This window comes from Streptomyces sp. NPDC086989 (assembly GCF_044745505.1).
Classification (GTDB): Bacteria; Actinomycetota; Actinomycetes; order Streptomycetales; family Streptomycetaceae; genus Streptomyces.
Genome location: NZ_JBIVAL010000018.1, coordinates 108,729 through 128,728, shown reverse-complemented (window position 1 = coordinate 128,728; position 20,000 = coordinate 108,729). Strand labels below are relative to the sequence as shown.

20 protein-coding genes and 1 pseudogene are annotated in these 20,000 nt (G+C 71.2%); 10 read left to right on the top strand and 11 right to left on the bottom strand.

Going from position 1 to position 20,000, the window contains the following annotated elements; translation table 11 throughout:
• The first annotated feature begins 62 nt into the window (after positions 1–62).
• Positions 63–1,310 carry an MFS transporter gene (locus ACIPK4_RS33695; protein WP_402319981.1) on the top strand — a complete coding sequence of 416 codons (1,248 nt, stop codon included), beginning with the start codon at positions 63–65 and terminating at the stop codon, positions 1,308–1,310.
• 229 nt (positions 1,311–1,539) lie between these two features.
• The gene (locus ACIPK4_RS33690; RefSeq protein ID WP_402319978.1) at positions 1,540–2,403 is read left to right on the top strand and encodes an alpha/beta hydrolase; all 864 of its coding nucleotides are present in this window, start codon (positions 1,540–1,542) and stop codon (positions 2,401–2,403) included.
• Between the two features lie 63 nt (positions 2,404–2,466).
• Here the strand turns inward: ACIPK4_RS33690 and ACIPK4_RS33685 are convergent, their stop codons facing one another.
• Complete coding sequence (locus ACIPK4_RS33685) at positions 2,467–2,847, bottom strand: hypothetical protein (protein WP_402319975.1); 381 nt, start codon at positions 2,845–2,847, stop codon at positions 2,467–2,469.
• A gap of 225 nt (positions 2,848–3,072) precedes the next feature.
• Entirely contained in the window at positions 3,073–3,726 is a 654-nt protein-coding gene (locus ACIPK4_RS33680) for a GNAT family N-acetyltransferase (RefSeq protein WP_402319972.1), read from the bottom strand.
• Positions 3,727–3,924: 198 nt separating this feature from the next.
• Here ACIPK4_RS33680 and ACIPK4_RS33675 point away from each other — a divergent pair, with 198 nt between their 5' ends.
• Together ACIPK4_RS33675 and ACIPK4_RS33670 are read left to right on the top strand one after the other, a co-directional pair.
• Entirely contained in the window at positions 3,925–4,353 is a 429-nt protein-coding gene (locus ACIPK4_RS33675) for a peptidoglycan-binding protein (protein ID WP_402319969.1), read from the top strand.
• 67 nt (positions 4,354–4,420) lie between these two features.
• Positions 4,421–4,765 carry a hypothetical protein gene (locus ACIPK4_RS33670; protein ID WP_402319967.1) on the top strand — a complete coding sequence of 115 codons (345 nt, stop codon included), beginning with the start codon at positions 4,421–4,423 and terminating at the stop codon, positions 4,763–4,765.
• A 77-nt stretch (positions 4,766–4,842) separates the two neighbouring features.
• Here the strand turns inward: ACIPK4_RS33670 and ACIPK4_RS33665 are convergent, their stop codons facing one another.
• Both ACIPK4_RS33665 and tnpA read right to left on the bottom strand, forming a co-directional pair.
• Positions 4,843–5,421 carry a nucleotidyltransferase domain-containing protein gene (locus tag ACIPK4_RS33665; protein ID WP_402319965.1) on the bottom strand — a complete coding sequence of 193 codons (579 nt, stop codon included), beginning with the start codon at positions 5,419–5,421 and terminating at the stop codon, positions 4,843–4,845.
• A gap of 181 nt (positions 5,422–5,602) precedes the next feature.
• Positions 5,603–6,031, bottom strand: coding sequence for an IS200/IS605 family transposase (tnpA, locus tag ACIPK4_RS33660; RefSeq protein ID WP_402319962.1), 429 nt, complete (start codon positions 6,029–6,031; stop codon positions 5,603–5,605).
• Between the two features lie 51 nt (positions 6,032–6,082).
• Here tnpA and ACIPK4_RS33655 point away from each other — a divergent pair.
• Positions 6,083–7,296, top strand: a pseudogene (locus tag ACIPK4_RS33655) (RNA-guided endonuclease InsQ/TnpB family protein).
• A gap of 258 nt (positions 7,297–7,554) precedes the next feature.
• On the opposite strand, the gene ACIPK4_RS33650 reads toward ACIPK4_RS33655, so the two are convergent.
• The 3 genes from ACIPK4_RS33650 to ACIPK4_RS33640 all read right to left on the bottom strand — a co-directional run bounded on the left by ACIPK4_RS33650 (position 7,555) and on the right by ACIPK4_RS33640 (position 10,183).
• Entirely contained in the window at positions 7,555–8,184 is a 630-nt protein-coding gene (locus tag ACIPK4_RS33650) for a class I SAM-dependent methyltransferase (RefSeq protein WP_402319959.1), read from the bottom strand.
• A gap of 92 nt (positions 8,185–8,276) precedes the next feature.
• Positions 8,277–9,161, bottom strand: a complete 885-nt coding sequence (locus tag ACIPK4_RS33645; protein WP_402319956.1) for an aldo/keto reductase — start codon at positions 9,159–9,161, stop codon at positions 8,277–8,279.
• 17 nt (positions 9,162–9,178) lie between these two features.
• A complete protein-coding gene (locus tag ACIPK4_RS33640) occupies positions 9,179–10,183 on the bottom strand; it encodes an NAD-dependent epimerase/dehydratase family protein (RefSeq protein WP_402319953.1) in 1,005 nt (334 codons plus the stop codon).
• A 298-nt stretch (positions 10,184–10,481) separates the two neighbouring features.
• On the opposite strand from ACIPK4_RS33640, the gene ACIPK4_RS33635 reads away from it, so the two are divergent.
• On the top strand, positions 10,482–11,786 hold the full coding sequence (locus ACIPK4_RS33635) for a M48 family metallopeptidase (RefSeq protein WP_402319950.1): 1,305 nt from the start codon (positions 10,482–10,484) through the stop codon (positions 11,784–11,786).
• 197 nt (positions 11,787–11,983) lie between these two features.
• On the top strand, positions 11,984–12,172 hold the full coding sequence (locus tag ACIPK4_RS33630; RefSeq protein ID WP_402319947.1) for a hypothetical protein: 189 nt from the start codon (positions 11,984–11,986) through the stop codon (positions 12,170–12,172).
• 116 nt (positions 12,173–12,288) lie between these two features.
• Here the strand turns inward: ACIPK4_RS33630 and ACIPK4_RS33625 are convergent, their stop codons facing one another.
• Positions 12,289–13,596, bottom strand: a complete 1,308-nt coding sequence (locus ACIPK4_RS33625) for an MFS transporter (protein WP_402319944.1) — start codon at positions 13,594–13,596, stop codon at positions 12,289–12,291.
• A gap of 14 nt (positions 13,597–13,610) precedes the next feature.
• Complete coding sequence (locus tag ACIPK4_RS33620) at positions 13,611–14,378, bottom strand: SDR family oxidoreductase (protein ID WP_402319941.1); 768 nt, start codon at positions 14,376–14,378, stop codon at positions 13,611–13,613.
• 56 nt (positions 14,379–14,434) lie between these two features.
• Between ACIPK4_RS33620 and ACIPK4_RS33615 the strand changes: the two genes are divergently transcribed.
• On the top strand, positions 14,435–15,439 hold the full coding sequence (locus tag ACIPK4_RS33615; RefSeq protein ID WP_402319938.1) for an ArsR/SmtB family transcription factor: 1,005 nt from the start codon (positions 14,435–14,437) through the stop codon (positions 15,437–15,439).
• Positions 15,440–15,644: 205 nt separating this feature from the next.
• On the opposite strand, the gene ACIPK4_RS33610 is transcribed toward ACIPK4_RS33615, so the two are convergent.
• Positions 15,645–16,019 carry a VOC family protein gene (locus ACIPK4_RS33610; RefSeq protein ID WP_376202998.1) on the bottom strand — a complete coding sequence of 125 codons (375 nt, stop codon included), beginning with the start codon at positions 16,017–16,019 and terminating at the stop codon, positions 15,645–15,647.
• Positions 16,020–16,329: 310 nt separating this feature from the next.
• On the opposite strand from ACIPK4_RS33610, the gene ACIPK4_RS33605 reads away from it, so the two are divergent.
• Positions 16,330–17,619, top strand: coding sequence for an MFS transporter (locus tag ACIPK4_RS33605; RefSeq protein ID WP_402319936.1), 1,290 nt, complete (start codon positions 16,330–16,332; stop codon positions 17,617–17,619).
• A 195-nt stretch (positions 17,620–17,814) separates the two neighbouring features.
• Positions 17,815–18,720, top strand: coding sequence for a hypothetical protein (locus tag ACIPK4_RS33600; RefSeq protein ID WP_402319933.1), 906 nt, complete (start codon positions 17,815–17,817; stop codon positions 18,718–18,720).
• 1 nt (position 18,721) lies between these two features.
• Here the strand turns inward: ACIPK4_RS33600 and ACIPK4_RS33595 are convergent, their stop codons facing one another.
• Positions 18,722–19,945, bottom strand: a complete 1,224-nt coding sequence (locus ACIPK4_RS33595; RefSeq protein WP_402319931.1) for an MFS transporter — start codon at positions 19,943–19,945, stop codon at positions 18,722–18,724.
• Between the last annotated feature and the right edge of the window lie 55 nt (positions 19,946–20,000).

The window sequence follows — 20,000 nt, the reverse complement described above, 5'->3', positions numbered from 1 at the left end:
TATTGCAAGTAGTTCGCAATAAGCCCTACGCTTGGCGCCTCCCCAGGATGCGGAGCACCCCCATGTCCCACCTGTTACCGGCCCCCGGGCCACAGCGCACCATCGCCGCCTCGAACTTCGTCTACACCGTCGGCAGCGGCCTCTATCTGACCGCGGGAGTGCTCTACTTCACCCAGGCGGTCCACCTGCCGGCAGCCCAGGTCGGTCTCGGCCTCGGGATCGCCGGCATCCTCTCGCTCGCGGTGGGGATCGCCGTGGGCCACCTCGCGGACCGGCGCGGTGCACGCGGGGTGTACGCCGGCACCCTCGTCGTACAGGCCCTGGCGACGGCCGGTTTCATGCTGGCGGACAGCTTCTGGCCGTTCGTCGTCGCGGTGTGCGCGGCCACCGGCGCGAAGGGCGCCGGTCTCGCCGCGCGCAGCCCGATCATCCGTCACCACGGCGGGGACCGGCCCCAGGAGTTCCGCGCCTATCTGCGCGCGGTGACCAACATCGGCATCTCGCTGGGCGCCGTGCTGGCAGGGTGGGCCGTGCAGGTCGGCACCCACAGCGCCTACCAGCTCATGGTCATCGGGAACGCGATCGCCTTCGCGGCCTCCGCGCTGATCGTGCTCCGCCTGCGGCCGGTCAAGCCCGAGCCGGCCGCGGACGGCCCCCGCTGGATCGCACTACGGGACCGGCCGTACCTCGCGCTCACCGTCCTGGACGGCATCATGGCCATCCAGTTCAAGGTGCTGACCGTCGCCGTCCCGCTCTGGCTGATCGCAGCCACCACGGCCCCGCACTGGCTGATCTCGGGCACCATGCTGCTGAACACCGTCGTCGTGGTCACCTGTCAGATGCGGGCGAGCCGCAGCATCGACACCCCCACGGCCGGCGCCCTCGCCTACCGCCGCTCCGGATTCGCCTTCCTCCTGGCGTGCGTGCTGATCTCGCTGACCCAGGGCATCCCCGGCTGGGCCGCGGCGGCCCTCCTGCTGGCCGCAGTCGCCGTGCACACGATCGGTGAACTGTGGCATGCGGCCGCGGGGTTCGAGATCTCCTTCGCCCTTGCGCCCCGGCAGGCCACCGGCCAGTACCTCGGCGTCTTCGGCCTCGGCGCCGGCCTGGCCGAGGCCGCCGGCCCGGCCCTGCTCATCTCCCTGTGCATCACCTGGGGCCGCCCCGGCTGGTACGTCGTGGGAGCCCTGTTCGCCCTCACGGGCCTGGCCGCCCCCCTCGTGGTCCGCTGGGCACGACGCCACGACCGGGCCGCCGAACGGCCGCAGCCCGAGGCGCCGGTCACACACGCCAAGCCCCTGGGGGCGTAACGGCCGGGCCCGGGATCGGGACCCGGACGCGCCGGCAGGACCGGGTGCGCTCACCCGGCCGGCTGCCGGACATCGCCCGGCCACGAAGCGGCCGCGCGTTCGCGGGGGCCCGAACCGCTGCGTTTCGGTGTTCGGTGTTCGGTGTTCGGTTGTGATTGGAGCCCCGTGTCATCGAACATTGATGATCATCAGGTCTGATGCCCCAGCACCCCGGAAGGCGAGCAGCCCCATGCCACCCACGCAGCCGACGTTCGTACTGGTTCACGGAGCCTTCTCGAACTCCTTCTCCTTCGCACCGCTCCAGGCCGAGCTCGGGCTCCTCGGGCACCGTTCGGTGGCCGTCGACCTGCCCGGCCACGGTTTCGGGGCCACCTTCACGCGCGCCTACCAGGCGCCGCAGGATGCCGAAGGTCTCGCCACCACGCCCGGCACCATCAAGGGCGTCACGCTCGCCGACAACGCCGCGCACCTGATCGGGATTCTCGAACGGGCCAAGCGGAACGGGCCGGTGATCCTCGTCTCCCACAGCCGCGGCGGCATCACGGCCACCGCGGCGGCGAACATACGCCCGGACCTGATCGACCGCATCGTGTACGTATCGGCCTGGTGCCCGGTCGATCTCGACGTCAACGACTACTACGGCGAGCCGGAGATGGCCACCGTCGACGCCGCCTCCCTGGGGCTGGCGCTGGCCGGGGACCCGGCCGAACTCGGTCTGCTCCGGGTCAACTTCCGCACCGCGAACCAGGACGCCCTCGCGGCCTTCAAGGCGGCCTTCCTCGCCGATGGCACCGACGAGGAGTTCCTGACCTTCCTGAACACCTTCCAGCCCGACGAGAACCTCGACGTCGGCACCTCCGCAGACCGGGCCCGGGCCGAGACCTGGGGCCGTATCCCGAAGACCTACGTCCGCCTGGCCGACGACACGAGCCTGCCGCCCGCCATGCAGGACCGGCTGATCCGCGAGGGCGATGCGCTGACGCCGGACAACCCCTATGACGTCCGCACCCTCGACGGCAGCCACCTGAAGTGGCTGGTCGCCCCGGCGGCAGCCGCCCGGGTCCTGGGCGAACTCGCGGACCCGGCGGAGTAGCCCGGGGTTTCACGCCAGGACCGGGGCGGCCGTTCGCCCGTACGGCCTCCGTCGCTCACACGGCTACGCGGACCTGCGGCGGAGGAGACGGACGACAGCGTAGGCGACCACGATCAGCAGGACGACGACGATCGCGATGATCACGAGCGTCTTGATGAACCCGCCGCTCTTCTTCTTGCTCTTCTTCTTGGGCTTCTTGTTTCCGGTGACGACCTGTACCGGGGACGACACCGACGCCGCGGAGAGCGTTGCCGAGCCGGTACCCGCCGCGGGAAGTCCGCCCGGCGCGAGCGCCGCCGTCGACGGCGCCTGCCGGACGACGGGCTCGGCCGCCGCGGCGGTCGCCGCAGGGCCCAGCAGCAGCCCGGCCACCACGAGGACCGGCAGGAGCGCCGACGCCGCCGCCGGTATGGGGAACGCCTTCACCACACGGTGTCTCTTCATGCTTCCTCAGTTCTGCGATGCCCCGGCCGGGCCGCCCGAAGACGTCCCGGCCGGGGGAGCCTGCGAGCATCGTCGATGACTTCGACTACCCCGGCAAGGACATGGGACACGGCCGACATGCATTCGATATCCGGCCGGCGCGGTGTTCCGGCGGAACGGCCCGACCTCCGTCGGCAGGCGGACGGAAGCCGGGCGCCACGCGGATCAGCTCCGCGGCTGCACGGCTCAAGTCCCCGGCGGCCGTGCCGGATCTTCGCGGGAAAGGCTGGTCAGCGGGCCGTGGGTGCGCCAGCCCAGGGACTCGTACAGCGCCCGTCCCTCGGTCGTCGCGGCCAGTACGGCGGCCGGGGAGCCCGTGGTGGCGGCGGCATTCCCCAACGTCCGCATGACCAGGCGGCCGAGGCCCTTGCGGCGGTGCGCCGCGGAGGTCTCGACCTGGTCGAAGACGGCGGTCCCCCCGGGGCCCGGCACGGCGACCTGCCCCCGGGCGGCCAACGCGCCGTCCCGAGTCGCGACGAGCACCCGCGTGACACCGCCCCGCGTCCAGGTGCGCACCCGGTACCCCTCGGGGGCCGTCGCGGCGGTCGGTCGCAGCGGCGCGGACATCAGGAAGCCGTCGTCGTCGAAGCCCCAGCCGGGCGCCACCCACGGGGCGACGGTCTGCGGCGGGAGGAAGACCTTGAGCCAGGTGCCCGGGGCGGTGGCCGTCTCCGTCAGCTTGCGGACCAGCGCCTCGTCGGCGTCGGCGAGCACGTGCCGGGTGACGTGGCCGCTCAGGCCCACGTCGACGGTGAAGCCCCAGGGCTCGGCGACCGGCGGCGCGGCTCCCCGTGAGACGACCCAGCCCTCCACCCACGAACGTACGAGTCCGGCGTCCATCCAGATCCTCCCGTAAGGTGCGCACACGTTAACTGAACCTTACTTGGCGGCGCCGACAGCCATGCGCACCGCACCACGAGTCGTCTTTCGCAGCGCGCTCCTGAGCAGCCGTCAAGGGCTGCGCCCCGTCGAACTGGAGACCTATACAATCAGGCCACGTGACCTGAATAGGGCGCGTAGCTAAGGAGATTGTCCTTCATGTCCATCGGGACCAGGCTTGTCAGGAACGCCGCCGCTCTCGCGGCGGCGGGGGCCGTGGTGCTGGGTACGGCGAGCGCCGCGAGCGCCGCCCCGGGTGCCCCCTATCTGGGATACGGCTACACGACCTCCGGCAACGGAGTGTGGTGCGTGCAGCACAACATCAACTTCCTCGTGAACCAGCTCTACGCCCAGGGCACCATCACGACGCCTCCGCCCTACCGCACCCTCGCCGAGGACCGCGCGTGGGGGCCCAAGACGGATGCCAACGTCCGCTGGTTCCAGAAGATGGTCCGCGTCGACCAGGACGGCGTCGTCGGTCCGGCCACCGGCTCGCGCCTGCTTACGTTGGGCGACCAGGGCTACAACGGCTCTTCGCTGTCGGGCCGCGGCTACTGCTGGAACTACCTCCCCGGCGACTTCGACTGACCTGTCCGTCGCGCCTGACGCGTGGCGCCGACTCGACCCACTCCACCTGAACTTAGGCAGATCCATCATGTTCAAGAGACTGAAGTTCGCCTCCGTCGCACTGACCGGCGTCCTCGCGGCCACCGGCCTGAGCGCAGCCACCGCGTCCCCGGCCGCGGCCGCCCAGACGTGCCCGTGGCCGTACGTGTGCTTCCAGGACTCCAGCGAGAACATCCTGACGATGTACAAGGACACGGGCTGGCAGACCACCAGCGCCAAGACCCGCACCGCCCGCTGGGTCACCAACGCCCGCCACGACGACTGCGCGTACCTGCAGTACGCCAGCGGCTACACCGACCAGATCCGCCCGGGTCAGAGCTTCGGCCTCGGCTCCGCCGTCGTCTCCATCAACATCACCACCGGCTGCCCCTGATCCGCGGGGTCACGCCGTGCGGCAGCCGGCCGGGCCGCCTCCCGGGGCGGCCCGGCCGGCTGCGCACGTCTTCCGGTTCACGGGATGGCGTATCCGTCCCACAGCGGACCGCCGGCCAGGTCCAGCACCCGTATCACCGCCGCGGAGAAGTCCTTCGTCTCCCCGGCGGCGAGCGCCCGCCCGGCCGCTTCGGACAACGCGCGGTGCACCCCGGGGTCGGCCGCGGCCAGCCGCCGCGAGAGCCATTTGCCTCCGCCGAGCCAGTGCCCGCCGACCTGGAGGGCCAGCTCCGAGGCGCGCTGGAGCATGTGCGAGACCAGGTACGCCCGCTCTGCGGGGTCCGTGCAGCCGCGCAGGTCGTCGAGCAGGTCGGTCAGGACGTACCGTTGATGGTCGCGCTCCCGGTCCGAGAGCGGCGGCGGGCCCGCCGCCCAACGCTTGCGCGCCTCGTCCTGGAGCGAAGCGCCGAGCCCGTCCGTGTCCACCAGCAGCATGCCCTCGGCGCACATGGCGAGCAGCGGTGAATTCCGCTTCGCGGTCTCCTGGTCGGCGAAGCCGTGCCAGACGGCCTCCGTCTGCACGAACAGCTCCACCGGCCAGCCGCGGTACACCAGGTTCTCCCGGCTGGGGGCGGGCGGCCCGTCCAGCAGCACCACGATGCCCAGATCGGACGTGGGCGTGCGGCGGGGAAACGTTCCTGCACGAGTTCGCGGGCGGTCAGCACGGGGTCATCCATCCCTGATCTTGCAGGGTATCCCCGGCTTTAGCCGGGGAGGGAATGCATCCTTGGGGCGGAGGCGCGAAGAGCCGGAGCTCACTACGCCTCCGCCGTGACGGTCAGATCGGACGTGCCTGGCCCTCGATGTACTGACGGATCATGGTCAGTGGTGCGCCGCCACATGAGCCTGCGAAGTACGAGCGGGACCAGAAGACCGAACCCACGCCGATGCGGTTGATCCGGCCGGTGTACTCGGCCCGCAGGTACCGGGACGAGACTCCCTTGAGTGAGTTGATCAGCTTCGACAAGGCGATCTTCGGCGGGTAGTGCACGAGCAGATGCACGTGGTCGGCCTCGCCGTTGAACTCGCTCAGCTCGGTCTCGAACTTGCCGCAGACCTCGCGCATGACCTCTTCGCAGCGTTTCAGCATGTCGTCATCGAACACACTGCGCCGGTACTTCGTGACGAACACCAAATGAGCATGCAGGTTGTATGTGACGTGACGGCCCGTACGTACATCGGGATTTGGTGCCCAGCGTGGCGACATACGCCAACTATAGTATGTTCAATCGAACTTGACTGAAAGGAGGTGGGCCGGGTGATCCGCGCGTACAAGTTCCTCATGCGGCCCACCGTGGGCCAGGCGATCGCGCTCGGCGAGATGCTGCGGGATCACTGCTCGCTCTACAACGGTGCGCTGCAGGAACGGCGTGACGCCTACCGGCACGTGTCGAAGACGTCCGTGAAGTACGGGATGCAGTCCGCTCAGCTCAAGGAGATCCGGGCGTTCGATCCGGAGCGTCAGGGGCGTTGGTCATTCTCCTCGCAGCAGGCGACGCTCCGCCGGCTGGACAAGGCGTTCGCCGCGTTCTTCCGGCGGATCAAGTCCGGGGACGCACCGGGCTACCCGCGCTTCCGTGGGGCCAACTGGTTCGACACCGTGGAATTCCCCAAGGACGGCGACGGATGCCGCTGGAACTCCACCCCGCAGGACCCCGTCACCCGCGTCCGCTTCCAGGGTGTCGGACATGTCAAGGTCAACCAGCACCGGCCCGTGGTCGGCAAGGTCAAGACCGTGTCGGTCAAGCGTGAAGGCAAGCGCTGGTACGTGGTGCTGACCGCCAAACAGGCCCAGCCTGAACCGCTTCCGGCGACAGGCAGCGTGGTCGGCATCGACATGGGAATCGTCTCGTTCCTGACCACCTCCAACGATGAGCACGTCGCCAACCCGCGCCACGCCCGGAAGGCCGCCGCCAAGCTCGAAGCCGCCCAGCAGAAGCTGTCCCGGTTCGGGCGCGTCCGCCGCGACAAGCGAACCGGAAACCACCAGCGGGCCGTCCAGCGCGTGCCGACCTGCACCGCAAGGTCCGCCGCCAGCGCCTCGACCACGCGCACAAGACTGCGCTCGGACTGGTCCGTGACCACGACCTGATAGCGCACGAGGATCTCAAGATCCGCAACATGGTCAAGACGGCCGCGCCCAAGCCCGACCCCGAGACGTCGGCCGCCTTCCTGCCCAACGGGGCCGCTGCGAAGTCGGGCCTGAACCGTTCGATCTCGGATGCCGGATGGGGGGTGTTCCTGACGATTCTGCACGCCAAGGCTGAAAGCGCCGGACGGACCGTGATCGCAGTGGACCCCCGCAATACCTCGCGGACCTGCCCCGAATGCGGGCACGTCAGCGCGGAGAACCGGCCCACACAGGAGAAGTTCCACTGCGTCTCGTGCGACCACCAGGCACACGCCGACCACGTCGGGGCACTCAACGTTCTACGGGCCGGGCTGGTCCGTCGCGAAGCCGCACCGGCATAGCGAGAAGCCCCCTCATTTATGAGGGGGAGGAGTCACGATCGCAGCGTACGTCCGGCGCTGGGCTGCCGGAACTCCGCGGGGGATGCGGCACAGGCGGGGGAAGTCCCGGACGCCGCTGCCCGGGACCCGCACCAACCGACTGGGCGGCGGAGCCAGTACCAGGCGGCGGCGCCGGCCCGCGGGTGTCGTCGTGATGACTCATCACCGCGCACCCTGCCCGACCGGTCGAGCGGTCCGCTATGCGATAGCGCTCCGTGGCTACGGGCGGCGGGCCAGCACGTGGGCGTCGAGGAAGCCCCGCTCGGAGGCCGGGTCGTGGACCAGCCGGGCGAACGGTGCGAGGCCGGCTGCGGCCAGCAGCTCGGCGAACCGGTCCACCGGCCAGCTGTAGGCGGGAGTCACCTTGTGGTCGAAGCGGACCGGCTCCGGTCCGTCGGTCGCGAAGAACGAGACCAGGAGCAGGCCCCCGGGCGCCAGGACGCGTACCTGCTCGGCGAGCAGCGCGGGCAGTTCCCCGGGCGGGGTGTGGATCATCGAGTAGTGGGCCAGGACTCCGCCGAGCGCGCCGTCCTGGATCGGCAGGGCCTCCATCCGGGCCTCGTCGAACCGCAGCGCCGGATGGGCCCGACGGGCGTGGTCGACCATGCCCGGTGAGAGGTCGAGGCCGAAGGCGTCCAGCCCCTGGTCGTGCAGCATGGCCGTCACATGTCCGGGCCCGCACCCGACGTCGGCCACGCGCGGGTTCCCCGCCCCGCGCACCAGTTCGGCGAAGGTGGCGATCATGTTCCGCGCGAAGGGCCGTGTTTCCAGCCCGTCGGCGAACATCGAGGCGTAGAGGTCGACGACCCCGTCGTAGGCGGCCCTGGTCTCGTCCTGGTGTTCCGTCACGGCAGGAGTGAACACCATGCTTCCCGTCGACGTGTACGCCGCCCTCCCCGCCCGGACCGGCCCGGACCGGACGCACGGCGGGACCGCGTGCCTCAAGCGGGCGGCGCGGCATCGAGCCGCGCCAGTTCCTCCGCGGTCAGCTCGAGGTCCGCGGCCTTGGCCGAGTCGGCGATGGAGGCCGGGCGGCCGGCCCCCGGTACCGGGATCACCGCGGGGGAGCGCGCGAGCAGCCATGCCAGCGCGATCTGCTGCGGGCTGACGCCGCGGTCGTCCGCGACGCGATGGAACGCGGTGCCGGCCGAAGTGGGGCCGGAGGGGCCGTCGAGGGAGCTTCGCGAGATGCCGCCCAGGGGACTCCAGGGCAGGAACGCCAGGCCAAGCCGGGTGCTCAGCTGCAGTTCGGCCTCGCCGTCGCGCACGGCCGGCGAGTACTGGTTCTGCACGGATGCGAGTCCGTCGCCCAGGACCGCGTGCGCTTCGAGGATCTGCGCGGTGGTGACGTTGGAGATGCCGGCGGCGCGGATCGTGCCGGCGTCGAGCAGTTCGCGCAGCGCGCCGACCGACTCCGCCCAGGGCACGGAGGGGTCCGGCTTGTGCAACTGGTAGAGGCCGATGGCGTCGACGGCCAGGCGCCGGGCGGAGGCCTCGGCGGCCCGCCTGAGGTGTTCCGGCCTGCCGTCGACGGTCCAGCCGCCGTCGCCGGGCCGGCCGCGGCCGCCCTTGGTCGCGACCAGGACGCGTGAGGTGTCGCCGCCGTAGCGGGCCAGGGCGCGGGCGATCAGCAGCTCGTTGTGGCCGGTCTCGTCGGCGTGCCAGTGGTAGCTGTCGGCGGTGTCGATGAGCGTGACGCCCGCGTCGAGGGCGGCGTGCAGGGTGGCGACGGCCCGGGTCTCGTCCGGACGGTGTTCGATGGACAGCGGCATGGCGCCCAGGCCGATGGCGCTGACGGTGGTGTCTGCGATGGTGCGGTACTGCATGGCGGTGGCTCCGTTCGTCAGGCGATGACGGCTTCGATGGCGGATTCGGCGACCACTTCGGCGACCGCTTCGGTGACGGATTCGGCGACTGTTTCGGCGACGACTTCGGAAACGGCTTCGGCGACGGCGCCGGGCAGCCAGTCGGAGGTACGGGAGAAGGCGAAGCCCAGCCGCGTCGCGCGGGCGTTGCTCATGGCGTAGTGGCGGTCGAAGGAGAACGGCGACGCCTCCGCTCCTGCCGGGACGCTCCGGTGGACGGGCTCCCGTCCGACCGACGCACCGATGACCGCGGTGAGCCCGTACACGTCGAGCGGGCCCTCGGAGCAGGCGTTGAGCGGGCCGGTGAACTCGGCCGCAGCCGCCCACAGCAGCAGGTCCACCAGCTCTTCGTAGTGGACGAACGCCGTGGGCAGCGCGTTCGCGTGCACGGCGATCTCCTCGCCCCGGGTGATGCGCTCGACGTAGTGAGCGAGCCGGCCGGTGAACTCCCGTCCGCCACCCCCGAGTACGTGCGCGCTGCGCACCGAGGCGAACTCGAAGCCGGTGGCGCGGCTGAGGACGGCCTCCGCCTGGCGCTTGCCCTCCGCGTAGTGCGCCTCCAGGTAGGCGTCGTCGTCCCAGGGAAGTCCGAGGTCCACGGTCCAGGCGGCGGGATCGACGGTCTCCTCCGGCACCGGCGTGCCCGGCGGTACGGCCGGCAGTGCGGCGGTCGCCGGGTCGTAGACCTCGATCGTCGACGTCATGACGTACCGCCGGGTGCGGCCGGCGAAGGCGCGGGCGGCGATCGCGGCTTGCACGGGGGTGTAGCAGATCTGATCGACCACCACGTCGAAGGTCCGGGAGCCGAGCGCTGCCGTCAGGGCGGCCTCGTCGTTGCGGTCGACGGTCAGGTGCTCCACACCGGCGGGCGGCCGGGTGGAGCCGCGGTTGATCACAGTGACCTGGTGGCCCGCTGCGTGCAGACGTTCCACCAGGAGCTTTCCGAAGTAACGGCTTCCGCCGATGACGCAGATCCTTTGCATGCCCTCATCCTGGCCACGCACCGCCATCAGCAGAAGTGATCATCTGCTGAACGGGTATTAAGGCAGACTGTCGACGCCCTCGGGCCCCGCCGGAACCCGCCCCCGGACGCCCGCGATCCCCGGCACCGGCCCCGCAACCCGGCCGGTCCCGCAACTCGGCCGAGACGAGGACCGGGCACCGGACGATCATGCGCACGCGGAGAGAACGCTGCAGGTCAAACGGAGTTTCGCGGGCCGGGGCGGGCGCCCTATCCTGCCCGGACCGCGGACCTCTCCGGCCCGTGGCGGGGAGGGAGCCATGGAAAGCAGAAGGACCGCAGAGACGACGTCCGTTCGGGGGTGCCCGGAGTGCGGGGCCGCGGTACCGGTGGACGACCGGTTCGTCGCTTGGTGCGCCGCGTGTGACTGGAACGTGGACCCGGGTGCACCGGACCCCGAACCGGGCCGGATCGCGGCCGTGCGGCGCAGACTGGCACACGCGTACGGGGAGCAGCTCGCCGCCGAGATGGAGCAGAGCGGGGGCCGGAGCCGGCCTGTGGGCCGCGATGCCGCAACCGTGTCGGCGTTCGTACTCTCCCTGATGGTGCACGGGGTGACCGTGATGCTGGCGGTGGCCGGGGTCCTGCTGGTGGTGCTGGGCTGGGACACCGGCATCCAGCCCGTGCTGGGCGCGCTGCTGCTCGGCCTCGCGGCGCTGCTGCGGCCCCGGCCGCCGCGGCTGCCGAAGGAAGCGCCGGTGCTGTACCGCGCCGACGCGCCACGGCTGTTCGAGCTGATCGACGAGGTGGGAACCGCCGTCGGGACGGCCGGCGTGCATGCCGTGGTGGTTACTCCCGCAGCCAACGCGGGGGTGACCACGTACGGCTGGCGTGCCCGTCGCATGATGGTCCTGGGCCTCGGCCTGTGGGAGATCCTGCCGCCCCAGGAGCGGGTGGCGCTGCTGGGCCACGAGCTGGGGCACTTCGCCCACGGGGACACCCGGCGCGGCATCGTCACGGGAGGCGCGGTGGACGCGCTGGCCACCTGGTTCCACATGCTGGCGCCGATCCCGCCGTGCGGCCTCCTCGACCGGTTCGTGAACGCCGTGACGTTCCTGCCCCGATGGGCGGTCTACGGACTGCTCGTACTCCTCGACCACCTGACGCTGCGCGCCTCGCAGCGTGCCGAGTACCTGGCCGACGCCAGTGCGGCCCGGGCCGGTTCCACGCAAGCGGCGACGGGTCTGATGGACCGTATGCTGCTCATGCCGGCGGTCGGTCCGGAGCTGCTCCGCGAGTCGGTGGCCGCCGGAATGCGGGGTGGCCCGGCCGGACGCGAGGCCCGCGAGCGGGCGGAACAGGGACTGTGGGAGCGGCTGGCGCAGCGCATGGGCGCGGTACCGGAGCACGAGTACGAGCGCCTGCGCAGGGTCGCGGCCCTGCGCGGCCACAGCGTGGACAGCACCCATCCGCCCACCCACCTGCGCCGCCGGTGTGCCGCGGCATCCGGCCCGTACCCGGCGCAGGTCACGTACGACGAGGAGCGTGCCGCGGCAGTGGCCCAGGAACTGGCCCCGGCCCGCGCCGCCTTGGCCGGCCGCGTCATCCGGGACTACGCGGGCTGATCCGCAGGCAGCGCCGGAACGGTCGGCGCCCGACCGCGCGCCGCGCTCCGCACGGGCTCGGAGCCCTGTCCTGGTGGTCGTCGACCGGCAGTACAACGACACGCACGGCGCTGGAACTCCGCGAACACGGACCTCTTCTCCGGCAAGGACGGCGGTCCGGCCGGGGCCGACAAGGAGAGCCAGGAAGCCGGCCCGAAGTGGGCGGACAAGCTCACCGAGGCGGACCGACGGGCGTTGTCACCGCTGTTCTGGACGCATGTGAACCCCTCTACGGCCGCTTCGAGCTGGACGTGAACAGCCGTCTGGACCTGGATCCGACCGCCATGGCCAGGACGGTGCCGGGCCCGCGCAGCCCGCAGGGCGAGATCACCGCGGCCCCGGCGTGAGGGTGGACGGCTCCGGGGGAGTTGAACAGTGGCGGAGGCGGCGGGGCGTGCGCCCGCGGTGGTCGCGCCCGCTGCGGCGACGACGGAGGACGAGATGGACTGCATGGCAGGCTGTGTCAGGCCCCCCTGTTCTGTGACGGCGTGGGCGTGGCCGTGATCCCGGACGTCGTGATCTCGGACGTCGTGATCTCGGACGTCGTGATCTCGGACGTCGTGATCCCGGACGTCCCCCCGGACGAGGGTGAGTTCGCGGATCCCCTCCGCGAGGGTGACGAAGACATGGACAGCGCCACGAGGTGACGGGCTATGGCCAGTGCAGCGAGCAGCGCCACGAGCGCGCACACGCCGCGCCACCCGGCCTGGCCGTAGACGCGTACGCCGAGCCAGGAACCCGCGCTGCCGCCCAGGTAGGCACAGGTCATATAGGCGGTGTTGAGCCTGCTGCGGGCGTCGGGACGCAGGGCGTAGACCCGGGCCTGGTTTGCGACCATGCCGGACTGCATCGCGATGTCGAGCAGCAGCGTTCCGACGACCAGAGCGGTCAGCCCGGGTACGCCGCCCCAGGCGCCGGCAGCCAGGACCGCGGCTGAGACGAGGACGGCGAGGATGCAGACGAGGTTCACCGGGTCCGGGCCGTGACGGTCCACCAGGCGTCCGGCGAGCGGGGTGCAGAGCATGGTTGCGCCGCCGACCAGGGCGAGCAGTCCTACGGCCTGGGCACCCATGCCGTAGACCGGACCGCCAAGGAGGAGCCCCAGGCACGTCCACACGGCCGAGAATCCGGCGAAGACCATTGCCTGGTAGAAGCAGGAGCGACGCAGGTCCGGCTCGGTGCGCAGCAGGCGCAGGGACTCAGCCAGGAGCGCTGGATACGGCTGACGTGAGGGCGGGGTCGCGACGGGCACGGTGAGGGCCAGAATGCCGGCGAGCAGCAGGGTCAGGACCGCGGTCGCCAGGTAGGGCACTCGCCATCCGAGCCCTTCGCCCAGCCAACCGCTGAAGGCCCGGGCGAGCAGCATGCCGCCGATCGAGCCGCTGAGCAGAGTGCCGATCACCGCTCCCCGGCGATCGGCGGCCACCAGTCCGGCTGCCAGCGGGCCGACGACCTGAGCGGCCACGGTGGTGATGCCGATGAGGGCGCTGGCGACGAGGAGGAACGGCAGGCTCGGGGCGCATCCCGCGGCAAGCAGGCCCAGGCCCGTCAGGGCGAGCAGTGTGACAAGGAAGGAGCGGTGGGGGAGCCGGTCGCCGAGGGGCACCAGCAGGAACATTCCGCCCGTGTAACCGGCTTGGGTGGCGGTCACGGCCAAGGAGGCTTCATCGGGTGAAGCATGCAACCCTGCGGCAACCAGCGGGATGATCGCCTGCGGGAAGTAGATATTGCCCACGGCCACCGCACAGGTCACGGCCAGGAGCAGGGTCATCCGACGGTTCATCCTCAGTCCACCGGTCCGCCGGCGACGTAGACCACCTGGCCGGAGACGAATCCCGCCCCGCGGCTCACCAGAAAGGAGGCCGTGTGTGCGATGTCCTCCGGTTCGCCGACCCGTCCGACCGGGATGGACTGCGCCGCGCTGCGCCGGAACTCCTCGAAGTCGCGGCCGAGCCTCCGGGCGGACGCCCGGGTCATGTCACTCACGACAAAGCCCGGAGCGATGGCGTTGGCGGTGATGCCGTGCCGCCCGAGTTGCAGGGCCAGTGACTTGGTGAAGCCGATCAGACCGGCCTTCGCGCTGCTGTAGTCGACGCGGGCGGCATCACCGACTGCGGAAATGCTGGACATGTTCACGATCCGCCCCCACCCAGCCGCGATCATGTGCGGGCAGACGCTCCGGGCGAGAAGGAACGGGCCGCGCAGATTGACCCCGGTGACGGTGTCCCACTGCTGCGTGCTCATCTCGACGAGCTCGGCGCGGGGACCGATGCCGGCGTTGTTGACCAGTACCGTCGGCGGCCCCAAGACGGCGGCGATCCGGGCGACGGCGGCCGTCACCGCGGTCTCGTCGCAGACGTCGGCGGCGACGGCTGTCGCTGATCCGCCGCTGCTGGTGATGGCTTCGACGGTGCCGACGCAGTCCGCCTCGTCCAGGTCGATCACGCCGACGGCCAGGCCGTCGTGCGCCAGCCGTCGGGCCACCGCGGCGCCGATGCCGCGTGCCGCGCCTGTGACGATTGCCGTGTGCCGCTGAGGAGTTGTGTGCGCCATGGAGCGAAGTCCACGGCACCTGCTTGCCGTTGCCAATCGATGTAGCGTACGGCTTAATGATCAGCTTTGTGCTCGACGTCGAGGATCTCGCGGACACCAGGTTCGCCGTTTCGCCCCTGCACGAGACCGTGGTCAGCCTACGGGTGCTGCAGGATCCGGGCCTGTCCGCGCTGCACCTCCCGTGGCGCAGATCCGTTCTCGGCCGACTCGGAGTCCTCGACACCGGTCTGTTGATGTCCCTGGTCTCGGCCAGGCGCACCCTCCCTGACTTCCTCACCCCGCGGCCCACCAGCTTCGCCCCGGCCTTCGAAGAAGAACTGGCCGTCGTCCGCCGGACCCCTCCCCGGACGGTGCGCCGCGATCTGCTGGCCACGCACGCGCCGGACCCGCTTCCCGAAGCCCTGCGCGATGCCACAGCCGCCGCCGACGAAGCTGTCATCGCACTCCGCGATGCCCTCTGCGAGCTCCTGCGGCAGTACTGGGAGATCGCCGTCGAGCCGATGTGGGCGCAGATCCGACTGTTGCTGGAAGCCGACATGACCTACCGCGCACGGCAACTGGCCGTGGGAGGCGCCCGCCTTCTGTTCGCGGACATGCACCCGAACCTCCGTTGGCAGGACGGTGCCCTGCACATCGAAAAAATGATCAGCAGGTACCGCGTCGCGGCGTCCGGTCGGGGCCTGCTGCTCCTGCCGTCGGTGTTCGCTCACAAGCCCGCACCTCCGGTCAGTCCGGAGGAGCCGCCGGCGCTGTCCTACCCAAGCCGTGGAGTGGCGACGCTGTGGACCCCGGCGCCCACCCCTGACGCAACTGCCCTGGTGTCGCTGCTCGGCGCCCCCAGGGCGAGACTCCTCGCCCTCCTCGACGAGCCACTGCCCACGAGCGAGATCGCTCGTCGCTTCAGGGTCACCCCGAGTGCCGTATCCCAGCACCTGCGCGTGCTGCACGCCACGGGCCTTCTGACCCGGGCTCGCGACGGACGGCAGGTTCTGTACCGCCGCAGCCCTCTTGGCGACCAGTTGGCCGGCCAGCATCACCCCCACCCGCTCGCGTCCCCTTGACAGGCGATGGCAGCAAGCCGGTCTCCGGGGAAGCCCGCCCGGCCGGCAGGACCGTGGGGTGTCGAACGGACGGCCGTGGCCCCGGGACGCTTACCGGCCCGCCCCTGTCGCCGAGGACGTGGCCGCCGCGATCGACCCCGTCATCGGTGCGGCCGCATGGGGCACGCCTGCGGTGTCGGCCGCCCACCCGTCACGCGTTGGTGGATCAGTGGAGGCAGAGGCAGAACGGATGGCCGGCCGGGTCCGCGTAGACCCGCCAATTGGCCTCCGGGCGAAGCTGGTCCGTCCGCTCCAGCACGGTTGCGCCGAGGGCGAGCGCCCGCTCCTCCTCCGCGTCGAGGTCGTCCACGTCAAAGTCCAGATGCAGCTGTTGCGGACGCTCCTGGCCGGGCCATTGCGGCGGCCGGTAGCCGTCGACCCGCTGGCAGGCCAACGGTGTTCCCTCGAACCCGTGCACCTCGATCCAGTCGGGATCCTCCGGATCCGGGACCACCCGGCCGCCGAGCAGATCCGCGTAGAACGCCGCGAGCCGTTCGGGATCGGCACAGTCCAGCGCGATCGCCTGCAGCTTTCGAATCACTTCCGGCACCCCTCCTCGCCTCGGTCGCTTCCGCGACCTTCCTGTACGACCGGCGTCGTACCCGTCGCCCCGGCGGGTATGCACGGCGGACGCCTCCAGGCTGCCACGTCAGTGACACCGAAGGCTCGGGCCTCACCCGGGCACGCCGCGCTGCCGGGGTCGGCGCCCGGCGCGGGGCCGGGGCCGGGGTCCGGTCGGGGTAGGCGCGCGGCCGGTGCCAGGGCCCGGGCCGGGGCCGTGCCATGGTGTCGGATTCCGCCGTCGCCTTCACCCGCAGGGTCCTGCAAGGGGCGCTGCTAGCCTGCTCCGCATGATCGAGAAGGGCCCCGAAGAGCGGATATCGAGCCTGCCGGCGCCGGACGGTCCGCAGCGCGCCCTCATCGTCGCGAGCTTCGTCAGCCGGGTGGGCAACGGGCTGTTCAACACCGCTTCGGCGCTCTACTTCACGCTGGTCGTGCACCTGCCCGCCGCGCAGGTCGGTGTCGGCCTCACCATCGCCGGGCTGACCGGGCTGCTGGCCGGGATCCCGGCAGGGAATCTGGCCGACCGGTACGGGCCGCGCACGGTCTGGCTGACGTCCATCGCGCTGCAAGCCGTGACGATGGCGGCTTTCGTCTTCATCCGCAGTTGGGCCACGTTCACGCTCATCGCCACCCTGGACCGGCTGGCAGCGACGGCGGGCGCCGCCGCAGGCGGTGCGCTCATCGCCCGCGCCGGTGGCGAGCGCCCGGCCGCATTCAGGGCGAAGCTCCGCACGTTCGTCAACCTCGGCGTGGTCCTGGGCACCCTGGGTGCCGCCGTTGCCGTCTGCGTCAACACCCGCCCGGCGTACACGGCGCTCATCCTCGCCAACGCCGCCAGCTTCGCCTGCGCCGGCCTGATCGCCCTGATCGCCGTCCCGGACTACCGGCCCCTGCCCCGTCCCCCGGACCACCACGGCCGGGCCGTGCTGGCCGACCGGCCCTTCGTGTCCTTCGTCGCGCTCTACAGCTCCATGGGCCTGCAGTACCAGACCGTCTCCCTGCTGCTGCCGATCTGGCTGTCCGCCCACACCGACGCGCCCCGGTGGACCGTGGCGGCCGTGTACGCGGTCAACAGCGGGGTGTGCGTACTGCTCCAGAGCAGGATCGGCTCCCGGGTGGAGACCGTGCGCCAGGGTGGCCGGGCGTTCCGGTTCGCCGGGCTGCTCTTCCTGGTCAGTTGCCCCCTGATGGCGCTGACCGCGGACGTTCCGGTCTGGATCGCGCCGGTGCTCGCCGTCCTCGCCGTCTGCGTGCACAGTCTCGGAGAGGTGTGGGAGTCCTCGGCCGGCTTCGCGCTCGGTTTCGGTCTCGCCCCCGACCACGCACAGGGGCAGTACCAGGGCCTGTTCGGGATCGGGTTCGACGCCGGACAGGCCCTGGCTCCGGTGATCCTCACGGGAGCGGTCCTCGGACTCGGGCACGCGGGCTGGCTGCTGCTCGGCGCGTTCTTCGCGGCTGTGGGGTCGGCCGGCCCACCGGTGGCCGCGTGGGCGGAGCGAACCCGCCCCACGAGCCGGCAGACGGCCGACGCCACCCGCGGCCGACCGGGCGAAGCCGCGCCCCTCGACGCCGACTAGGTACCAGGCTAGGTACCAGGCTCCTCCACGGGCGACGGCGCACCGGGCTCAGCCCCGAACTGCTGTTTCGGATCACTCGAACACCCACTCGCGCGGGCCGGTCGACGACCCCGTGGCGCAGCCGTGTAGAAAGAGCCCCTCACGTGCCCGATTCGGTCGACAGGGCACACAGGTTCCTTTGGGGGGAATTCGATCATGCGTGCCCGCGCGCTCCGCAGAGCGCTCGTATCCGTGCTCGCCGTTTCGGCAGTGACCGTCCTGGTCCCGGCGATTGCCACCCCGGCCGCTGCGGCCGGTCCGGCCGAGTGCCGCTCCTCCAGGGGCGGCACTCTCGCGACGATCTATCCGGGCCAGCGGCTGGAGCCGGGCTCACGTCTCGTGGACAAGGTGAGCACGACCGAGCTCGTCATGCAGCCCGACGGCAACCTGGTGCTCTACGCCCTCGGCACCCCCGGTGGCTACCGGCTCCCGCTGTGGAGCAGCGGCACCTACGGGAACCCGGGTGCGTACGCCACCATGCAGGAGGACGGCAACTTCGTCGTCTACAAGCAGGGCGGCGGCCCCCAGACGGGGGGCGGCCTCTGGCACACCGCGACCTACGGCACCAGCACCGCCTTCACCCCCAAGGCATCCCTCCTCGAAGGCGAGTTCGTCGTCGAGGGTCGTGGGAGCAGCGCCGCCACCCAGATGTGGTCCACGGGCAGCCGGGAGCGCCAGAACCAGCTGTGCTCAGGGTTCGCGACGGCCGTGGAAGGCTGGTGGACGGGTGCCTGGGCCCAGTCCGCCACCGTGTGGCTGGTGCTCCAGAAGGACAACAACCTGGTCATGTACCGCAAGAGCGACGGCAAGGCCGTCTGGAACAGCGGTACGTACGGGGGCGGCTCCCGGGTGACCCTGCAGATGGCCTACAAGGACCAGGGCGACCTGACCCTGACCCAGGGGGACGCCAACGGTTTGGTCCGCTGGCGCACCCGCACCGGCGGGAACCCGGATGCCTGGGCCCTGCTCCAGGACGATGGAAACTTCGTCGTCTACAAGAAGACCGGCGGACCCGGCAAGGGCGGCGCCCTCTGGAACACCGGAACGTACGACAAGGTCTGACCTATGCGCCGGTCGTCTCGACGCGCACGGCCCGGGCGCGGATCACGTGGGGCCGGGAGAGGACGGTGACGGCGACGGAGACCGCGGCCACGGCAGTGATGGCCGTACCGGGGGTGAAGTGCTCGGCGAGGCCGCCGGCGATCGCCGCGCCGATGCCCTGCCACGTCATCCGACCTGCGGACTCGACTCCCTGGACCTGGCCCCGGACCGGGTCGGGGGTCAACGCGAGAAGCTGTTCCTGGAGCGGCAGGGTGGCGGCGAACCCGGTACTGGCGACGAACACCGCGGCCGTCGCCACGAGCAGCGGCGGGTGGACGGCAAACAGCAGGTAGGGGACGGCGAGCAGCAACCGCAGGGCGAATGCCCGGCGCCGTCGCTGTCCGGCGCTGAGCAGCCGCCCGACGGTCAGGTCACCGAGGAGCATGCCCGCGGATCCGGCGGCCAGGAAGGCGCCGGCGTGCTGGGGGGCATAGGAGATGAACAGGGCCTCGCAGCCGACGATCAGGCCGTTGGGGATCCACAGGTTCAGCAGCAGGGCGCGCTGGCCGGAGTGGGAGAGGAGGGCGGTGTTCGTCGTCCAGGTCTGACGCAGTCCGGGGCGACGGGTCAGCCGGATCGACCGGTCCCGCACGGTCGCCGCCACGATGACCGTTCCGACTCCGGTCAGCGCCGTCGCGGCGACGAACACCCCTTGCGGGGTCAGATACCGCAGGAGTACGGCGCCGATGGCGTAGCCGAGGACGGCCATGCCGCCCGAGGTGATGTTCATCAGCGAACGGGCCAGTGCGTACGCGGAGACCGGCACCACCTCGGCGAGCAGCCCCATCCGGGTTCCCGTCCCCAGGGACTGGAAGAACCCGAGTACGAGGAGCAGTCCGAACCGGGCACCCAGGGGCAGCCCCGGGACCGCCTGCGCGGCAACACCCGCGAGCGAGACGCACTGGAGCCCGACGAGGGTCCGGCGCGGACGGCGTCCGTCCGCGACCGACATCAGCGTCAACGCACCGAGCACCGTTGCGAACGTGGCGCCGTACATGCTCACGGCTGTCAGGAACGGGGACCGGGTCTGGTGGCTGACCAGCGTTCCGAGGGCGAAGCCCGACAGAGTGCCGGCGGCGGTGGTCAGGGTGAAACTGGCGTACAGCCCGGCGAATTCACGGTTGCGGAGCAGTGCGCGGTAGCCGGTGGTGGGGAGCGGGCTGGGGACGGAGGTGTTAGAAGGCATGAAAAAAGCCTCCGCGCGCACCCAAGAGGGGCGCCGAAGGCCGACACGTCCATTC